At 67.2% G+C, this 19,135-nt stretch carries 12 protein-coding genes; 5 read left to right on the top strand and 7 right to left on the bottom strand.

Translation table 11 applies throughout. The features are described from left to right. The first annotated feature begins 131 nt into the window (after positions 1–131). The 3 genes from FHR84_RS02985 (at position 132) to FHR84_RS22710 (ending at position 3,906) form a co-directional block, all read left to right on the top strand. Complete coding sequence (locus FHR84_RS02985) at positions 132–1,529, top strand: hypothetical protein (protein WP_179533856.1); 1,398 nt, start codon at positions 132–134, stop codon at positions 1,527–1,529. Positions 1,530–1,587: 58 nt separating this feature from the next. After that, positions 1,588–3,219 carry a PLP-dependent aminotransferase family protein gene (locus FHR84_RS02980; protein WP_179533855.1) on the top strand — a complete coding sequence of 544 codons (1,632 nt, stop codon included), beginning with the start codon at positions 1,588–1,590 and terminating at the stop codon, positions 3,217–3,219. A gap of 543 nt (positions 3,220–3,762) precedes the next feature. Then, positions 3,763–3,906 (top strand): FxLD family lanthipeptide, encoded by a 144-nt coding sequence (locus FHR84_RS22710; RefSeq protein WP_179533854.1) that lies wholly within the window; start codon positions 3,763–3,765, stop codon positions 3,904–3,906. Positions 3,907–3,997: 91 nt separating this feature from the next. Here the strand turns inward: FHR84_RS22710 and FHR84_RS02970 are convergent, their stop codons facing one another. The 3 genes from FHR84_RS02970 to FHR84_RS02960 form a co-directional block, all read right to left on the bottom strand. Further along, on the bottom strand, positions 3,998–5,587 hold the full coding sequence (locus FHR84_RS02970; RefSeq protein ID WP_179533853.1) for a tryptophan 7-halogenase: 1,590 nt from the start codon (positions 5,585–5,587) through the stop codon (positions 3,998–4,000). Positions 5,588–5,918: 331 nt separating this feature from the next. After that, the gene (locus tag FHR84_RS02965) at positions 5,919–6,494 is read right to left on the bottom strand and encodes a flavin reductase family protein (protein ID WP_179533852.1); all 576 of its coding nucleotides are present in this window, start codon (positions 6,492–6,494) and stop codon (positions 5,919–5,921) included. Positions 6,495–6,562: 68 nt separating this feature from the next. Then, positions 6,563–9,259: a LuxR C-terminal-related transcriptional regulator gene (locus FHR84_RS02960; RefSeq protein ID WP_343075161.1), complete on the bottom strand. Its 2,697-nt coding sequence runs from the start codon at positions 9,257–9,259 to the stop codon at positions 6,563–6,565. Between FHR84_RS02960 and FHR84_RS02955 the strand changes: the two genes are divergently transcribed. After that, positions 9,242–9,409, top strand: a complete 168-nt coding sequence (locus tag FHR84_RS02955) for a hypothetical protein (protein WP_179533850.1) — start codon at positions 9,242–9,244, stop codon at positions 9,407–9,409. The genes FHR84_RS02960 and FHR84_RS02955 overlap by 18 nt on opposite strands. A 425-nt stretch (positions 9,410–9,834) precedes the next feature. Here the strand turns inward: FHR84_RS02955 and FHR84_RS02950 are convergent, their stop codons facing one another. From FHR84_RS02950 to FHR84_RS02935, 4 genes are read right to left on the bottom strand one after another with little or no spacing between them, the layout of a single operon-like run. Then, positions 9,835–11,106, bottom strand: coding sequence for a cytochrome P450 (locus FHR84_RS02950; protein ID WP_179533849.1), 1,272 nt, complete (start codon positions 11,104–11,106; stop codon positions 9,835–9,837). Next, positions 11,103–12,749 carry an FAD-dependent monooxygenase gene (locus tag FHR84_RS02945; RefSeq protein ID WP_179533848.1) on the bottom strand — a complete coding sequence of 549 codons (1,647 nt, stop codon included), beginning with the start codon at positions 12,747–12,749 and terminating at the stop codon, positions 11,103–11,105. Before FHR84_RS02945 ends, FHR84_RS02950 begins: the two co-directional genes overlap by 4 nt. A 28-nt stretch (positions 12,750–12,777) precedes the next feature. Beyond that, entirely contained in the window at positions 12,778–15,996 is a 3,219-nt protein-coding gene (locus FHR84_RS02940) for a ferritin-like domain-containing protein (protein WP_179533847.1), read from the bottom strand. Then, on the bottom strand, positions 15,993–17,534 hold the full coding sequence (locus FHR84_RS02935; protein ID WP_179533846.1) for an FAD-dependent oxidoreductase: 1,542 nt from the start codon (positions 17,532–17,534) through the stop codon (positions 15,993–15,995). Before FHR84_RS02935 ends, FHR84_RS02940 begins: the two co-directional genes overlap by 4 nt. 449 nt (positions 17,535–17,983) lie before the next feature. Between FHR84_RS02935 and FHR84_RS02930 the strand changes: the two genes are divergently transcribed. Continuing rightward, positions 17,984–19,129, top strand: coding sequence for a glycosyltransferase (locus FHR84_RS02930; RefSeq protein ID WP_343075136.1), 1,146 nt, complete (start codon positions 17,984–17,986; stop codon positions 19,127–19,129). Positions 19,130–19,135: the final 6 nt, after the last annotated feature.

Below are 19,135 nucleotides of genomic sequence, written 5' to 3'. Positions count from 1 at the left end.
AACGCACCCGAAAGCATCACTGGTGTTTCGCGGAAAGGCCGCGCAGACCACTCGAAAGAATGACCACAATTGTGGCAGAGACAATACCCCGGCACCATAGGTGCATTCCGATCGATCAGGACGGACAAGTGATGCCACGAGAAGAACCTCGCACCGAGCCCGACCCGGCGCTGTTCCGGTCCGATCTCGAGTTCGTCTCCGGCCGCGACGGGACGAACCACCGGGACTGGGAACAGCTGACGCGGCATGCTCATGCCGAGGGGCTCTTCCCGGAGCACGGCATGAACGTCCCGCTGGCACCGGCGGTGACCACCCTCGAGCCCGCTGCCGAGCAGGTTTTGGTGACCCGCCTGCGGCACGTGCTCGAGGCCGCGGACCGAGTGGCCGCGCACTACGGCGACGACGCGGAGCTGCAGCGGTTCCTCCAGCTGCCCGAACCGGTGCACGAGTGCGCCTTGGCGGAACCACGCCGAGACCGCTACATCGACTACAACCGTTTCGACCTGGCCGGAGACCGGCTGAGCGCCCTGCGCGTGCTCGAGCTGGGAGGGGATTTCCCGGTACTGTCCAACACGGGAGGAGTGCTCAACAGGTGCTGGCGCCGCACCACGGGCATCGGCGCGCTGGTCCGGCAGTACCCGGCGGCGCACTTCGAACATCCCGGCTGGATGGTGTCCGCGCTGCTGGAACTGGCCGCCCGTCACGGCACGGCCGTGGACGACGTGGAGCGGATCAGGCTCATCGCCCCGGCTGAACTGCACGCGAGCGCAGAAGTGTTCCTGCTGCAGGACCACATCCGCCTGCACGGCCACACTCCGCAGTGCGTCACGGGCGACGATCCCGACGCCGAGAACTCCGCACTCGGTCTGCTGATGTACACCAACTCCCACCTGGTGCGACAGCCTGTTCGGTTCGCCCCTCTGCTGAAGCGCGTGGCTGACGGGGAGTTGACCGTCTTCAACGGTCTCCGGGGCCGCTTCATCGGCGGCAACAAGCTCACCCTCGCGGTGCTGTCCGATCCTCGCTTCCGCCGGCTGTTCACCGAGGAACAGCGCGGCCACATCGACTCGGTCATCCCGTGGAGCCGGAAACTGGGGGACGGAGTGAGCACGCGAGAAGTGACCGCCCAGCGACTCGACCTCGTCGTCAAATCGCCGTACGACGCGCTGAGCCAGGGTGTCCACCTCGGCCGGGAACACACTCCCGAGCAGTGGCGGGAGGTGGTCGAACGCGGAGCACGGGACGGGTGGATCGCCCAGGAGTACGTCCCGGCGCAACACGTGCATCCCGACAAGCGCCTGACGCACCGCACGCTGACAGCGGCGTTCGTGGACGGCTCCCCTGTCGGTTATCAGGCATGGCTCAGCGCCTCGCGACGCCTCGACATCGATTCCGACGGTGGACTGCAAGCGGTCTTCGGCAGCCACACGGCCCCGGCGCACACCGCCACCGTCCCGCGAAGCGCCCGTCCGTCGACACCGAACGAGGGCGGTCCGGCGAACGCGGGCGAACCGATGACACCGAGCTAGCCGGAGGCCCGTTCCGACCGGCACGACACCCACGAGCAGCGAAGCACGCAGGAAAGTGATGACCAGCACCGCGGACAACGCCGCACCGACCGGGGATTCGACACTGTCGGCGCGGGATCTCCAACTCCCCGCCTGCGGGTGGGACCCCGGACAACGCCGAGCCGTGCTCGAACTGCTCACCGACCGGCTCGACGCGAAACACCGTCTGATGTTCGGGGAACACGACGAACGGCGGGGGGAACATTCCCACGAACTGGCACCGTTGCTGCGCCACCCTCTGAGCTATGCCCACGATCCGTTCGAGGAAACCCCGATCACGCCCTACACGCGGCTGTTCGAACAGGCGGTGCTCGACCACCTCGCCCGGCTCTGGAAGGCACCACCTCGTTCGGACGACCCGTCCGCAGCAGCTCCCTACTGGGGATACGTGACCACGATGGGCGCCACCGAGGGCGCCTTGTACGCCCTGTGGGTGGCACGTGAGTACCTGTCCGGCAAGACACTGGCGACCGACTCCGGCGAGCACGGCCCGTGCCCGGTGTGGGTGCAGGACACCCTGCCGACGGAGAACCCGAACGCGTACACCCCCGTTGCCTTCCACTCGGCCGAGACGCACTACTCGGTGACCAAAGCGCTGCGCATGCTGGGCATCCCCACCTGCTACGAAATGGGCACGCACCACCATCCGAACACCAACCCGCTGTCTCCCGGCGCCCCGTGGCCGCACGAGGTGCCCTGTCAGGACGGTCCGGAAGGACCGGGAAGCGTCGACGTCGACGCGTTGCGGAAACTGGTGGAGTTCTTCGCCGCCAGGGGCCATCCCGTGCTGATCCACCTCAACTGCGGCACGATGATCAAAGGCGCCTACGACGACGTCGAACGCGTCAGCTCCGAACTCCTGCCGATGCTCCGCGAGCACGGCCTGTACCGCCGGGAGATCCAGTGCGGCCGGGACGAGAACGGCACGGAGGTCACCGCGCAGCGGTCGGGGTACTGGATCAACATCGACGGCTCGCTCGGGGCGATGCGCGTGCCCTTCCTGCGCCGAGCCGCCCAGCAGGGCCTCGTGCAGGACTCGGGGGCGGTTCCGAGGTGCGACTTCACAATCCCCGGGGTGAGCTCGATCGTCACCAGCGCCCACAAGCACATCGGCTCGCCCTTGCCCGCCGGGATCGTGATGACCAGGAACGACCCGCACCCGAGCGCACCCGGACAACCGGATGCCATCACTCGCGGCGACACCCTGTTCGGCGGTTCCCGCAACGCGCTGGCCCCGATCTCGTTGTGGAACTTCCTGGCGGCCCACTCCGAGCAGCACCACATCGACACCGTCGCCGACGAACTGCGCACAGCGCAGGAACTGCACCGCGAACTGGCCTCACTCGACACCGAGTGGGGCGCACGACGCGGCCCGTGGTCGCAAAGCGTGTGGTTCCGGAAACCGCCCCAGGACATCGTGGACGACTTCTTCCTGCCGACCTTCACCGTGCATCGGAACGGACTCGTCCACGAATACGCCTACGTCCACGTGATGTCGCACAGCACCCGCGCACACCTCCACGCCCTCCTCGCCCGAATGGCGAAGACGGCACCGTCGGCGCCGACACCGGCACCGACACCGACATCGCTCCCGAACACCGAAGGCCTGCGAAACCTGGGCGTGATCCCCACCGACCGCCGCTGCCCCTGAGAACTCGCAGGAGCGAACCGACCGAACCGAGTGTGGCGCGAGGCCATCGAGCGCCGAGGCGCCTTCGCCCTGCGCGGCAAACAATCCCCCGATTCCGGGGGCCACCAACGCAGCCCCTGCCCTGCCGACGGTCCCCACCTCGGGCACAACGGCACCCGCCACGTCAGCGGCCGCGCCGCCACACCCCGGCACGACGCCGATGAACGGCATGACGTTGCGCTGCAAACGGGTGAAAAATTCCAGCGCCAAAAAGTAGGATTTTTATAAAAAAATAGGTTACCTGTGACGGACCCGCCCACCACCCCCCTCGTGAGTAATGACCGGAATGCGTCCGGAACCCGGCCACGGGTGCCTCGACGGGCGGTGACTGACCGCACGGCCGTGCGACGAGGGCCACATATCCGGAGAATTCCGGTGCTTGCTGGACCGCTACTCGGACGATCCGCACCCCCCAGAAAGCGGGTGTTGATCCACGCGACTGTGCCCTGGGTCTGATAACGCGGATCACCGCACGCCGAGGAGGATGCTATGACTGTTCCGTAGGTGCACGTCACCGGTGTGGGTGAGGACTCCGACCTCGGCATTCGGTTCGCCGAGTCCGGTCCGGCTCTCGAAGAGCTCGTGCGGCCCACCGATGACGGATGCGGCCGCACCTGCGAGTCGACCTGCATACGGACCTCCCCGTGATCGGGCATTGCTTCAGCAGGCCTTCCGGCAGCACGCGTGCCCCCACCTCGCGTTTGCGTCCGTGTTGGCGATCGCGCGGGGAAGCGCGTTGTCAGGAGTGTTGAAGCGTGAGGTACTCGTAGCAGGACGGGAGTGTGTCCAGCAGGTACTTCTGGTCGTTGCGGACGCGGTCGAAGACGTGGTCCACGGTCTCGAGGGCCCCGGGCATATGCGCCAGCTTCGGCAGGGGCTTCTCGGGCAGGTGGCCCAACCCCGCTAGCACCGAGTAGTAGTTGCTGTTGTTCCAGAAGTTTCGGAACTCCTCCTCGAAATTGCCGTAGTAGGCCTGGACATCGTCCGTGGCCGGGATGTTGATGCCGAGCCCGGCGCGATAACGTTCCATCTTCTCCTGCATAGCCTCGCCAAGCTGGATCTCCTTGTTCGCCTGCCAAAATGGCGTGTCGGTGCGTGGCGAGCAGTGGAAGTGCGCTTGGATGAAATCGCGGGTGTCGTCGAACATTACCTCGATCTCACGGTTGAACCGGTCCGTCAGCACCGGATTGAAGGACTTGTCCGGGAAGTGCTTCACGAGCTGGTACAGGGCGGCGTAGATGAAGTAGATCCCGGTGGACTCCAGCGGTTCGACAAAGCACGAGGCAGTGCCGATGCCCACGCAGTTGTGCACCCACGCGCGCCGGTTGCGGCCCACGCGGAACCGTATGTGGTTGAGCTGCTGTTGTTCGGGGTCCAGTCCCCACAAGGCGCAGAAGTCCCGCACGGACTCGTCTTCGGTGGCGAACGAACTGGAGTAGACGTAGCCGGTGCCGAAACGGCCCAGCATGGGGATCTTCCAAGTCCACCCGGCTGGCATGGCGATCGCCGAGGTGTAGGGCTCGACGCCGTGGGTCGCGTCGTCATTAGGCACTGCCGTGGTCACGGCGCTGTCGTTGAGCAGGTAGTCGCTCATGTCCAAGAACGGTTCTTCCATCGCCTGGTTGATGAGCAGACCGTGGAAACCGGAGCAATCGACGAACAGGTCCCCTCGGAGGGTGTGACCGCTCCGGGTCGTGATGGTGTCGATGAATCCGGAAGGACGGCGCTGCACGTGCTCCAGGCGATCTTCGATGTGGTTGACTCCGAGGCGTTCGGTGGACACACGTCGCAGGAAATCGGCGACGAGGTGAGCGTCGAAGTGCCAGGCGTAGTTTGTTGCGCGGGTGCCGTCCAACCACCGCGGCGAGCGCCGGTCCCGCATGATGGGGGGTTCCTTGTAGCAGGACCAGTCGAAAGGCGTATCAAGCTGGTTCCGCCAATGGCGGTCGAACCAGTAGTGCGACAGGGGAATCCCGTGGTGGTACGGCAATAGCCCGAAACTGTGGTAGAACTCGTCACCGTGCTCGGTGCCACCGCGCGGTTCGGGTCGGCCGGCCCCGGCGGTGCGCCAGTTGATGAACCGGATCGACATCTTGTAACTGGCGTTGCACTCGCGCATCCACTCGTCCTCGTCGATGCCGAGGAAGTCGAAGAAGGCGGTCTGCAGGTTCGGAATGGTCGCTTCCCCCACTCCGAGAGTCGGAATGTCCGGTGCCGCCACCAGTGTGACGCTGACCGTGTCACCGAGAGCCTTCTTCAGGTACGCGGCGCTCATCCATCCGGCGGTTCCGCCACCCAGGATCACGATGCGTTCAATCGAGTCGGTCACTTTTCCCTCGCTTAGTCAGCGGTTTCAGCGCGGTCGATCCTATTCGCGTTCTCGCGCAATCGGTTTCGATCGCTGGGGTTGCACGGATTTCCTGCCCAGGCTGAGGATGCGGTGGTCGCGGACGGTCGACGTGGTCCGACCGTCACACCCCACGTGTACGGGCGCGTTACCCGCATGTGCGTGATGCGCTGTCCCGACCGCGATGCGGTTGCGGCAGCTACTGGGACGATCCGTGCGGCTCGGCGACCCGGTCACGGCCTTCGGTGCGGGATTCCGGCTCACGAGGGGCGGTGGGGCCGGTTTCCGCGAAACCTGGTGTCGGTGTGCGGGGTCAGGACTGCTCGTTGCCGTCTTCTCCGGGGCGCACCCAGGTGCGGAACTCCTGCATGCCGTGCAACAGTGGTACGTCGTCGTACTCCTCGATTCCGTGTACGCGGCCGAAGACCACGTCGTGATCGCCCACCGGTACGGAATCGTGAACCGAGCACACGGCATTGATGAACGCGTCGTCGTCGAGCAGCGGCAGGCCCAGCTGCTGGGAGCGATGCCAGCGGAGCCGAGCAAAACGATCGGGGAGCTGTCCGGCGAACAACCGGGCTGTGTCCTGCGCTCGACTGTGGAGGAGGTTGACGGCGAACGTACCGCGGTGGCGCACGGCACGGGAAGTCCCGCTGCTGTGGTTCAAGCACACGAGCACGGTCGGCGGGGACAGGGTGACACCGGTCAGTGAGGTGCAGGTCATCCCGCGCGGCTTGCCGTGCTCGTCGACGGTGGTGACCACCGCGACCCCGGTGGGAAAGCAGCGCATCATGCTGCGAAGACCCCCGGGATCGCCTGCGGTGTACGGTGACGTGGCCGCCCGAACGGTGGTGTGGTGCTCGTGGGGCTGGTGCAGGGGTCGCGGCATCTTCGTTCCTTTGGCGGTCTCGGCGAGCACGCGTGGATCGAGTCGTCGCCGAGGCTCGGGTGTGGTGGTCAGTCGCGGGCGCGGCCCCAGTCGCGGGCGAGCTCGATGCGCGAGCGCACATCGAGTTTGCGGAAAATCTGCCGCAGGTGAAAGCCGACGGTGTGCGACGACAAGAACAAGCGCTTCGCTGTCTGCCGGTTGGTGAGTCCTTGGGCCACGAGGCGGGCGACGGAACTTTCGGTATCAGTGAGGCTGTCCCAGCCGCTGGCGGGACGTTTGGTGTAGTTCCAATGGCGACGACGCACGCCCCACTGGCGTAAGCGGTGCCGTACGCGGGCGGCATCGCGTTCCGCACCGTGGGCGCTGTAGTGTCCCAGCGCCTGGTCGAGATAGTTGATGGCCCTATGCTCATCCGTGGGTTCGTACAGGATGGCGAGGTCCTCGTTCTGCACGCCGCACGACCACGAATCTGGATATGTTTCGGTACGTTCCAGGATTTCGGGAGCGCGGTCGAGTACTGCTTGCGCGTGTGCGGCGGCGGTTTCCAGCGCGGTGAACCCCGGGTTGTCCTCGGCGATCCTACGACAGGCCGCGGTCACGGCGTCTCGGGTGCGTTCGTCGCCGAAGCGTGCCATCACCGGGCCGGCGACTGGTTCGGTGACCAGCAGCGTGCTGCAGGCCCCGGGGTGATCGACGAGTGCGCGCATGGTCATCGCGGCGGTGTCGGTGTCGTCCTGGGCCATGGCCAATTGCACTCGCATCCAACTGGACCGGGCTCGAGCAGTGGGGTCCGCCTGAGCTGAGGCCTCCAGCTGGGACATGGCCTCCTCGGCCTGCGCGAGATGGCCCCGACGCAAGGTGACCGTGATGAGTGCATCCCACCCGAGGGCATCGCACAATGGCATTCCGACGCGGGTAGTAGCGGCCAGTCCCGCGTGCGCTTCGGCGACGGCCTCGTCGAGGCGATCGTCCGCCAGGGCGACGCGCGAGCGCAGCAGGTGCGGAATACCTGCCAGAGTGCGCAGCCCGTGGCTTTCGATGTAGGTGTGCTCAGCGGTGACCAGCTCCGCGGCCTCCCTCAGCTTGCCGACTTGCACGAGCATCAACGTCAGCGTCGGACGCGGGCGCACGTGCCAGGGCAAGCTCGGGGTGTGCTGGGCGAGCTCCGCTGCTTCGCGGGCCAGGCCCAGTCCCGCGTGCAGCTCACCGGCTTCCCAGCGCCCCTGCGCGCAGATCTGCATGGCGGTAACGCGGACGGCGGGTTCGGCGACCTGCGGTGAGGTCAGCAGTTCGTCGGCGCGTTCGATGGCCGCGTCTCGGTCACGGGCGTATTCACGCTGCAGGAAACCGACCCGCAGCTTCTCGACGTGATCGTCGGGTGTCGCGTCGTCGGGCTCGTTTTGGGATTCGGCGGCCTGTCCACCAAGGGTTTCGGCGATTGACAGGCAGTACTCCGCTGCCGCAGCAGCCTGCGGTGGCAGGCCGCGTGCGAGGGCCTCGCGGGCAGTCGACGCGGCGCTTGCGAGAGGTCCGGCTCGGGTCAGCGCCTCGACCGCGACAGTCCTCAACGCCGTGTGGTCGGAGATGCCGGGGTCGGCGAACTCCAACCCGCGGCGAGCCAATTCCGCGGCGACGCTCGGTTCGGACGCCAGTGCCTCGTGGGAGGCCTGCGCCAAGATCCGGGTGGTGGCGGTGTCGCCGTGGCGCGCGCCCTGCAGCAAGTGGATGGCGGCTTCGGTGACCGAGCCCCCGCGTTCGAGGTGCGTGTCGGCGACTCGGCGGTGCAAAGCTGTGCGCAGTGGGACCGGGAAGGAATCGAGCATGGACCGCCAGAGCAGTTCGTCGCGGAAGGCCAGCGCGTAGTCCGTGGTCCTGAGCAGACCGCTGTCGAGTGCTTCTTGGGCTTCGGCGATGATCTCGGCCCAGGACTTGCCGAGCAATCCGGTGAGGTCGTCGGGCTGGAAGGCGGGGCCCAGCACCGCCGCTGCCTGCAGGAGCAGTCGGGTCTGACGGGACAGCCTCGCCAGACGTTCTTCGACGAGGTTCAGAAACCGTTGCGGAAGTGCGGGGCGGGCCGGCAAACCGCGCAGCCGCGTTGACAGGACGCTGGCCTGGTCCTGCTCTCCGAACTCGGACAGGCGGGCGAGTCCGTCTTCGGTGGAGATCTTGCCTTCGTCCAGGTAGCCGTTGACGAGCTCGGTGATGCTGCGGGGATTGCCGTCGAGCTCACCGAGCTGGTCCAGCAGATCCTGGTCCGGGCGAGCTTGGCACAGGTCGCGCGTGAGGTCGGTGACCGCGGACGGTGAGAGCCGTTCGATCTCCACGCGTGCGGTGGAAAGACCGCGCTCGAGATGAGCGTAGAGCCGAGCGGTGTCGCGGTTGTCGCGGTCGACGCAGCGCGCCAGTATCCACACGACTGGTTTTCCGCGCAGTTGGCTGGGCAGCACGCGCAGTGCGAGCAGACTGATCTGGTCGGCGAACTGGACGTCGTCGAGGCTGATCAGCAGGGGTTCTTGGGAGGCGAGGTGATCGACGACGGATCCAGCGCGTTCGACGAGCAGCATGCGGGTGTGCGCAGCGTCGGCACCCGCGGATCCGGGGGCCGCGGGAAGTGTCGTGTAGCCGAGCGCACTGAACAGGGCCGGCGGGTATTCACCTTCCTCACAGGAGAGGTGGGCGATCCGGTACCCGTGCTCGGCGGCCAGGGCACATCCTTTGTCCAGCACGTACGATTTCCCTGCACCCCGATGACCTTCGACGAGCACAACCTGGTGCCGGCGACCGTTGAGCGCCTCCTCGATCGACTGCAGCGCACCGCGGTGGTCGTGCACGCTGGTGTTGGTCCGAGCCGGGCCGTCTTCTTCCCCTGGGCTCAGTCGGTAGTTGGTACGCTTTTCCTTCTGGCCGCATGCTGAGTACGCCAGCGTACGCCTTTCCGAGAGCAAGTACCACACCCCCAGAGTTCGAATCTCTTCGTCGGGAAGATTAACATCACCGAACTAATTCGCCAATGCCACATTTAGCTCTTTCTGCCTTAATTCTCAGAAGAACAACCGTTAGGGTGATTGTTGTGTGGTGTGCGGCGACGAACAGCGAAGCAGCTTTCGTCGGGGAATGAGGCTGTCGCGCGAGGATCCCGGTCTCGGTCGTGCAGCACTCGCTCGAACCGCTTCCCCGTCGGCGGCAGGAACTTGGACGGGGTCCGCATGACCGCATGCGCTTCTCCAGCACCAACACCACCACTACGGAACCGGCTACCGAGGCCCACCGGTCACGTCGTTCGTCTCGCGCGGGTCCCCACCGGTACCCTGGTTCTGAGGAACGAGCGAGAAACACGTCCTCAAGCCGTGCTCGACGAATGGGGTTCGGTGCGTGTGCGCAGCGGAAGAGTCGCCGGGCCGTGGAACACCAGGTCCTGATTGTATATAATCGGGTCCTCAGATCGGCTGAATTCATGAATTTTCTTCAGCAACGCCGTGATCGCGATCTCGGATTCGGCGCGGGCCAATGCGGCACCGAGACAAAAGTGGATTCCCATGCCGAATCCGCAATGCTTGCCCGTCCCGCGATCGAGGTCGAGCACATCGGGATCGTGGAACCGGCCGGGATCGCGGTTGGCAGAGCCGAGCACGAGCACGACCTTGTCGCCCTGACGGATGTGCGCACCTGCCAGCTCGTGGTCGCGATAGGCCCACCGCGAAATCATCTGGACCGGCCCGTCGAAGCGGATGAATTCGTCCACGGCGGTCCCCACCTCCTCCGGATGATCCTGCAACCGTGCACGCACGTCCGGCCTGTCCAACATAATCAGCACTGCTTTGCTGAGGAGGTTCGTCGTGGTCTCGTGCCCCGCAGTGAGCAGGTGCACGCATGTGGCCGCGATCTCGTCGTCGCCGAGGAACAGGCCGCTGCGCCGCGCAGCAGCGAGCAATCCGACAAGATCCTCCCGATCGCTGCGGCGACTCCTGCGCACCTGGTCGAGGAAGTAGTCGCGAAGCTCGCTGGCCGCGGTATCCGATCGGCGGTACGCGTCGGGGCACTGTCCAGTCCGGGCGGTGCTGGCCTCCTGCAGCGCAAGAGCCCGCGTGCGATACCAATCGAGGTGGCGACGGGGCACTCCCAGGAGTTCGGCGATCACCACCAGAGGAAGCGGTGCTGCAAAACCGGCGACGAGATCGGTAACCGGCTTCGTGCGCATGCCTGCGAGCAGTTCGTGGGTGATCTCCGCGATCCGCGGGCGCAGCGCGTCGACCACACGAGGGGTGAACTCGCCGCTGAGGATGCGTCGCAGCCGTGTGTGCTTCGGCGGGTCGAGGAATACCAGCCAGTCCTGCACCAGTTGCCGCAGCCCGGGTCTGCCGTCCGGGAGCGACGGTACCGCTGTCCGCTGCGCGGCACCGCACGTGGCGTCACGGCCGTAATCCCGGGAAGTGAGCACGTGCTCGGTTTCGGCCGCGGTGAACACGTACCAGACCGCGGTTTCCCCTTCGGTGGGCAGACCGCTGTGGACGGGCGCGGCCTCGCGGTAGCGCGTGTAAACGGGATACGGGTCCGCCAGTTCTCGCTCGCTCCACCCCGTCGGGTTGAACGGCGGTAACACCTCCGGGCTCACCGGGCGCCCGCCGCGGTCTCGTCGATGTGGCGCGCCGGTTCGGCTCCGCGCACCGCCTCGGCCAGGCGATGCGGCTCTTCCGGGGAGTGCTCGCCGCGCCAGGCGACGTGCCCGTCCGGGCGTACGAGCACGTACGAGAGCTCGTAGGCCTCGGCGACATCCCGCTGCGCGCAGTGCACGCTGCGCAGCGGGATACCGCGGTCGGCGAAGGCCTGGTGCACCTCGTCCAGGTCGGCGGTGTCGGCGACGTGCAGCAGGACGAATTCCCGGCCGAACAGGTCGAGCGTCGAGCTGTCGTCGGGCAGCCAGCAGTGCGGGGCCCGCGAGCCGGTGGTGGCCCGCGGCGCGGTGACCGGTGCCGCGCCGGTGGGATCGAGCGGGTCGGTGGCCACGGCCGGCGAGAAGTAGCGGAACCCGAGGTGGATGTGCGGGGCGTTGAACTCCCGCCCGACATCGCTGGCCCGCAGACGCCGGACCATCTGCTCGCGCGCTCGCCGTCCGGCCGGCGTGTCCGCGCGCAGCTCCGCGGGGATGCTGCGGTTGACGGTGCGGGTGAGGTTGAGGTTGGCCTCTTCGAGGCTTTCCACCGCTACCGGGCGGCGTTCGAGCTCGTAGGTGTCCAGCAGGTGCTCGCCGCCCCACCCGGAGAGGACGGCGGCCAACTTCCAGCCGAGGTCGGCGGCGCTGCAGATGCCGGTGTTCATTCCGAATCCCCCGGACGGGGAGAGCGTGTGTGCCGCGTCGCCGACGAGGAACACCCGGCCGGCGCGGAAGCTCTCGGCGACCCGGTGGGTGAGGTGCCAGCGGTTGTCGGACAGCACCTCGATCGGTGTTTCCACGGCTACTGCTCGGTCGACCAGCTCTTGGGCTGGTTCGTCGGCTTCGTGGTCGCCGTCGAGGCCGACTGTGAGTCGGTAGAGCTCGCTGCCGTCGATGGCGCGCATCGGAAAGCGCAGTGACGAGGACAGCATGAGGAAGTAGAACAACGCGTTGGAGTCGCCGAGCCGGGTGCGCAGTTCCGGTGCGCGGAACAGGATGTTTCGGAAGGTGCGGGTCGGGTGAAAGGCCGGAGAGTCGATTCCGCAGCGGGTGCGCACCGGGGAAGAAGCACCGTCGCAGCCGGCCAGGTACCGGGCGCGAATCGCGTGCTGTCGTTCGGTGCCGTGGTCGAACACGGTGGCTGACACCCCGTGCTCGTCCTGGGCGAAGGCCTCCAGCGAGCAGCGCAGCCACAGCGGCCCCGCGGGGACCTCGCCCAGTGCTCCGGTCAGCAGCGGGGCCATCCAGTGCTGCGGGCACACCGCTTCCGGTTCGGGAACGTGCTCGTGCGCGGGCCGGTCGTCCACGGTGCCCCGCTTCAGCCGGTGGAGCTCGTGCTCACCGACCGCGGTTACCCAGGCCGCGTCCAGCGGGTGGTCGCCGGGCCATCCCGCGTTGCGGATCGCCTCGGCCAGTCCCCACCGTCGAAACAGCTCCATGGAGCGGGCGCCGACCGTGCTCACCTTCGGATGCGACACGGTTCCGTCACCGGACTCCACGAGCAGGCAGTCCACGCCCCGGTACCTCAGATCGAGGGCTAGTGCCATGCCGACCGGGCCGCCGCCGACGATGAGCACGTCGACCTCCCGGGTCTCGTCGTCCATTCCGGACCACCTTCCTCGTTGCGGAGTTTCACACCTCGGCGCGGTAGTGTGCGGCCAGGAACCGCAGGTTCTCGGTAACCCGGCCCGGGACCAGCGAGCACTTCCGTGCCGACTGGACGAGCTCGTCGAATTGAGCGGCCAGGGTGCGGGCCGCCACGTCCGGGCGGGAGAGGAATCCCGGTACGTGCTCCAGTTCGAACGATGGCCCTGCCGTTTTGCCGGGCCGTCCCGACGGCAGGGTGACCAGGAGTTCACCGAGGGGACGCAGCACCCCGGTCATCACGTCGATCGCGGTGTTCATCAGGGTCGATCGACGTAGGCTCGCGTCAGGTTGCTGACCGAAGTGCTGGACCATGAGCTGCAGCATCATGCCGTAGGAGCGGTTGAACAGGTGCATGGCCTCCTGAGCGACGGGATCGCTGACGTGATCGCGTGATCGGTCGCCGGCTCGCAGCGTTGGGTTGCGCATCACGGGGTAGGACGGGGTCCACGGGGCCCGGGCGGCCTGCCGGGCCCGGCTGCGTTCGGCCGTGAGCAGGTCGGACAGCTGCAGGAACGTGTCGTAGTGGGACTGTTCGTCCGTGTCGGCGGTCTCGGTGGTGCGCGTGCCGCCTTCGCCCTGTTCAGTCACGAAGTCGATCGCGAACAGCGCGCTGGCCAAGTCGTCGACTTCGAGCTGGTAGTCGGGGTGCTCGGTGTTGAGCGATTCCCGCAGAAACAGATGGTGCTCTCCCCCGCCTCGACCGGGTTCGACGGCGAAGAGGTCGGGGATGCGCTGGAGGCCGTCGCGGATGTTGCCGTAGAGCTCGCTCAGTGAGCGGTAGGCCACACCGCTGGTGAGGGGTTCCCGACCGCGCAGGCCGTCGCGCCGCACTTCGCCGTCCAGGCCTTCGGGCTGTTCGATCTGGATGAAGCGCTGCAGACTGCCCACGTTCAGCGGCTCCAGCGCGAAGTCCAACGGCACCATCAGGTCCTTGTTGATCGAGCCGAAGTCGATGTCGGGGACATAGAACGGTTCGCCGATGGCCATGAGGATGTTGTTGACCACGAGGAAGTGGATCATTTCCTCGCGGGCGACCCCGATCAGCGTGCCGCGGATGCCCTCGTCGCGGGTTTCGCCACCCTCACCGCAGGCCAGGCTCAGCTGGTCCGGCGTCCAGGTGCCGGTGCGCACGTATTCGAGCGCGGCGCCGTAAGTCGGCACGGAAAACGCCGCGTACAGGTACTGCAACATCACCGCGAGTTCGATGCGCACGCCGTGGCGCAGCGTTTCGACGAGGTCGTCCCGGGTGGTGATGCCACGGTCATCGCAAGGTGTGGCCGACTGCAGCACCGGCACGGCATCGGGTTTGCGCTGCTGGCGCAAAAACTTCAGCAACAACCGCGCTTGCGGCGCGGTCAGGTCCCGGGAGGGCGGCATGTAGTAAGTCTTGTCCCGGTTGGCCGGGTCACACATCTGCCAGATGAGGTCCGGATGCGTTTCGACGCGGAACCGGTCGGCGAGGCTGAATACGCCGTTGCGCATGAACGAGTAACACTGCTCGTAGCAGGCGAACACATCGCGGTAGAGCACGTCGAACGTGACCTGCTCTTCGGCGATCGCGTCGAGGTGCCAGTGGTTCGGCAGCACGCGTACGGCCACCCAGGCGGTGGCCGCCCAGTAACCGAGCGCGTCGTCGTTGTCATAGGCCGCCGCGGCGGTGTGCGCGGGTGTACCGCCTTTGTGAGGCTCGGCTTCCGGATCAGTGCTGATCAGCAGCCGGGTGGTCCCACCTTGTGCGCCGCGGAGGGTGAATCGGGCCTGGCCGGGCGGGTGAGCCCTGGCGGTGCACTCGGATGTCCAGTAGCCCTCGTCGCCGCACAGCTGCACGACGGCATGAGAGTCGAGTGACGTCGTGGCCCCGGCGCGGGGCATGGCCCGCGGGTTGCGGAACTGGCGCGCGTGCACAGGTCCGACCGGTGCACGGCGCCCGCGGTACCAGCTGTGCACCACCAGTTCGCGGTCGTGCTCGGCATCGGCCGTATGGCGGGGATGTTCGACGAACAAGGTGGGCTCGTCCACGACCAGGCGGGTTTCGACCTCGGTGTACAACGTGCGGCCACAGCGCACCAAGTTCAGCCCCTGGGTGTGGGCGAGATCGACGTGCACGGCCGGCACAGTGAGCACCCCGCTGCTGGTCGGCACATTCCGGTACAGCTCGGTGTCGAGAGTCGCGATGTGCTCGCCGCTTTCACTCGTGCGCAGTTCGAGGTTACCGAGCTCAGCGAGAACACCGGGCGCGTCGCCCTCGGTCGTGGTCAACGCGTTGAGGACGTTGAACGTGGCGGTGTCCTCGGCGACGCACACGGTAAGCTGCGGCAGGTGCCCGGAACCGGCAACGTCGGGACGTACCGGGGAAAGCAGACGTCCGGCGGGTTCGGTGCGCGGTTCCTCGGCGCGCCACGGCGCGATCGTTCCGTGCAGCCCCCAGCGGGTTGAGCTGTTCGGTTCCGGTGGCGGAACCGGATCGTGCAGGGCGAACTGCACGACCAGTCCCTCGACGCCCGGCGACCGCAGAGCCGCGGCCAGCTCGGTGACCGCCGGTGAGGCGCCGGATTCGCGCAACCACCGCAGTCCGTCGGTGGTGCGCACCACGAACTGGTGGATGACGTTGTGGGGCTGGTTCCATCCTTCAGCACGCCGGGGCCCCTGGGCGGGGTCGAACCGGTGCCAACGAGGTGGTTGGTACCCGGTGACAGGACCCGTCATCATGTAGCCGGTGTCCAGGGATCGGTCCTGACGTCCGAAGCAGAAGTGCCCGATCATGAGCGTCGTGGTCCAGTTCGACGCGGGATCGAGGTCGAAAACGCGGGCGCGGTTGAACGTGGTGGCCAGGTATTCGTTGTAGTGGCCCCACATGTCGACGCTGCGCCCGATCACCGGGTCGTTGCGGCGGACGTCGCCGGGCCGGGTCTCCATGCTGATCACCTCAGCGTCGATGGAGAAGTGGCCGTTGCCCGCGAAGTTCGATCCGGTTCCTGCGCGGAACGTGCCGTGCGGGTCAGGACAGCCCACCGCGTCGACGGCGGGTCCACGCTCGTGCAGATAGTCCTGGTATTCGCGCGGATCGCGCTCGGGGGAAAAGGCCCCGTCCTCGGTGAGTGCGGTATTGGTGGCCACGTCGAACAGGCCGTTGCGCGGACCGGTGGGCAAGCTCGTCCACGCCGTGCCGGCGAAATGCAGCCGTGGCAGATCGTACATGCTCATCGCGCCACCCCGCTTCGCGTGGCAGCGGTCGGCGCCGGATGCCCGGCGTGCGCGTCGATGGCGGCGACGGCCTGCACCGCCGACTCGATGGCACCGTCGACCCACGCCGGGGTCGACGAACAGTGCTCCCCGGCGAAGAACGTGCGCCCTTCGGGAAGCTGAGCCAGCTCGCGTTCCCGCTCGCACTCCGCGCTGTCCTTGCCCCAGCGAGTCACCCCGGCGCCAAGGGTGAACGGATGTTCTCCCCACGCCGAGCTGACCACATCGCGGACTGTGCCCGGGGCGTGCAGCTCGGGATGGATGCGCCCGGCTTCCTCGAGCACCACCGCGTGCCTGCGCTCCGGAGTCATCTCGCCGAGCACGTCAGCGTCATTGCCCATGGTGTAGCTGGCCATCAGGATCGCCCCGTCGCGGCCGGTCTCGTCGCGGGCGGGATAGAACATCTGCCGAATCCGGCCACCACCGGACGATGCGCCGCCGACGATGCCGTCTCGTTCCCAGAGCGGTGCACTGCAGTGCACTGCCACCTTCGTCGCCGACCAATACCGCATCTGCCGGATGAGGTCCTGCTTGGCCGCGCTGAATCCCGTCAACGGAATGCGGCGCAGCACCGAGAACGGGATGGTGCACAGCACATAGCCACAACGGCGAGTGCTCGTCGTGTCGCCATCACGCACGTGCAGTTCGGTGTGGTCGCCGCGCTGGCCGATCCCGACGACTTGCTGCCCGTACGTGATCCGGCCGCGGATCCGCTCGACCAGACGGTGTACGAGCTGGTCCATGCCTCCGGCCAGGCGTATGAGCTCGGGGCTGGTTTCGTTGATGACGTCGTGCAGAAACCGTGCCAGTCGCCCACTGCTGCTTGTGCGCAAGTGCGGATTCTCGGCGAAGTAGCCATGCAGGTCGATCTGGTCGCGGGCCGATCCGACCAGGTGCGGGGTGAGATCGGTTTCCTCGACGAGGTCCAGCAGTTCGTGATGCAGGCTGTCGTCGAGGTTCGCGCGGAACTCGGTGGGGGCTATGGCGTCGGACAGCGCAGCCAGCCACGCTCCGAACAGCACGGTGTTACTGCTGTACTGGGAGTGGGTCAGTTGCTGAGTGAACTCGTCGACCAGCACGGGTGCGGCGTCCCTGCGGCGCAGGTGGCCGGACCGCGTTGTCAGGTAGGTCTCGTCGTGTGAGAGCAGGGTTTCGAATGTCCGCACCGCTCCGGCCAGGCCCATCTCGCGGATGTAGTGCCAGGTGTGGTGGTGCTCCTCGGGCACCCGCATCGCTCCGAGTTCGGCGTAGGGCGCGTCCGGACCGGTGCCGAACCGGCGGGTGTGGATGCGGCCTCCCGGCCGCGCGTCGGCTTCGAGGACTTCGACGTCGTGGCCGAGCCGTTCGAGTTCGTAGGCGGCCACCAGTCCGGCGATCCCGGCACCGAGGATCGTGACCTTCTTGCGCGCACCGTCGGCGGAGCCCGGTTCCACCGTGCGCGTACCGATGTTCCCACGGCGCGAGCACGCGGGCTCGTCGGCCGGGTTCTCGTCGGACACGCGAACCACCTCACTCCAGCAACATCGGGGAGTACCCGCGCGGAAGACGAATCCATCCGCGCTGCGCGTCACCGCACACCGCAACGGTGCCGCCTGGCGGCCGCGGGGGGCTACTGCATACCTGAGTAGTCCTGCACGCGGGTGCCTGAACGCGCTTGAGGCAGCTCGTGCCTGCTCCTTCGCACGTCCACGCAGGTTCGGTGCGGATCGGCCCTCGATGCGCCCGCGTGGCGCGACCGGGACCCTACAGTCACCGGACCTGCCCTGCCAGCGACCTGGGCTAGGCGGTGCGAACCGGCGATGAACGAGCAGGAGGTCCAGTGCGGGTCTTAATCGCGACGACGCCGGGAGCCGGACACGTCGCTCCGATGCTGCCGGTGGTTGAGGAGCTCGTTGGACGCGGGCACCGTGCGCGCTGGTACACCGGTGCGGCGTTCGGTGACGCCGTCGTGCGCGCCGGAGCGCGGTTCGAACCGATGCGCGCAGCCTACGACTTCAGCGGGATGACGCGCGAACAGGCCTTCCCGCACCACGCGGGTCTGACCGGCCTGACCGGAATGACTACCGGATTCCGGGAGATCTTCATCGACCCGGCACCGGACCAGATGGCGGACCTGCTGGAGCTGGTGGCCGACGAGCGGCCCGATGTGCTTGTCACTGACGAGACCATCTTCGGGGCGGGGTTCGTCCGCGAGCGCCTCGGCCTGCGCCAAGCATGGACGGCCACCTCGGTGTACATGTTCAGCAGCCGCGACACCGCGCCGTTCGGTCTTGGCCTGTTCCCGAGCACCGGGCCGTGGGGCCGCGCACGCAACGCGATGCTGCGCCTGGCCACCGATCACGCTGTGCTGCGCGGCCTGCGGCGGCACGGCGAACGAGTCCGCTCCCGCGTCGGCCTCGATCCGCTGCGCACGGGCCCGTTCGAGAACATCGTGCGACCGCCGGACCTGTATCTGATGGGCACGGTGCCCTCGTTCGAATATCCACTCAGTGACATGCTGGCGCAGACGCACTTCGTGGGAGCGCTGCAATCGGCCGGATCCCCCTCTGGTGCTCTGCCGTCGTGGTGGGCTGATCTCGACGGGTCACGGCCGGTCGTGCACATTACTCAGGGCACGGTCGCCAACGACGCCAGGCGACTGCTGCTGCCCGCCATCCAGGCACTGGCCGATGAGGACGTGATGGCGGTGGCCACTACCGGGGTCGATCCCGAGGGCCTCGATCCGGGGACACTGCCGGACAACGTGCGGCTGGAACGCTTCGTCCCGCACGCCCGCTTGCTCCCGCGCACCGACGTCATGGTGACCAACGGCGGCTACGGAGGCGTCAACACCGCTCTGGCACACGGCGTTCCACTCGTGGTTGCCGGCGCGACCGAGGAGAAACACGAAGTCGGCCAGCGGGTCGCGTGGGCGGGAGCAGGCATCCACCTGCGCAATCGGAAGTTGTCACAGCGCGACGTTCGCGACGCGGTGCACCGGATCCTGACCGAACCTTCCTTTCGTGCCAGAGCGCGCGCCCTGCGGGAGGAGTACCGCGGCCGCGGTGGACGCGCCGAAGCCGCCGATCGTATCGAAGCGCTCGCAAAGCGATGATCACGT

This window comes from Actinopolyspora biskrensis (genome assembly GCF_013408175.1).
GTDB lineage: Bacteria > Actinomycetota > Actinomycetes > Mycobacteriales > Pseudonocardiaceae > Actinopolyspora > Actinopolyspora biskrensis.
The sequence above is the reverse complement of the archived record's forward strand: the minus strand, read 5'-3'. Positions and strand labels throughout refer to the sequence as shown.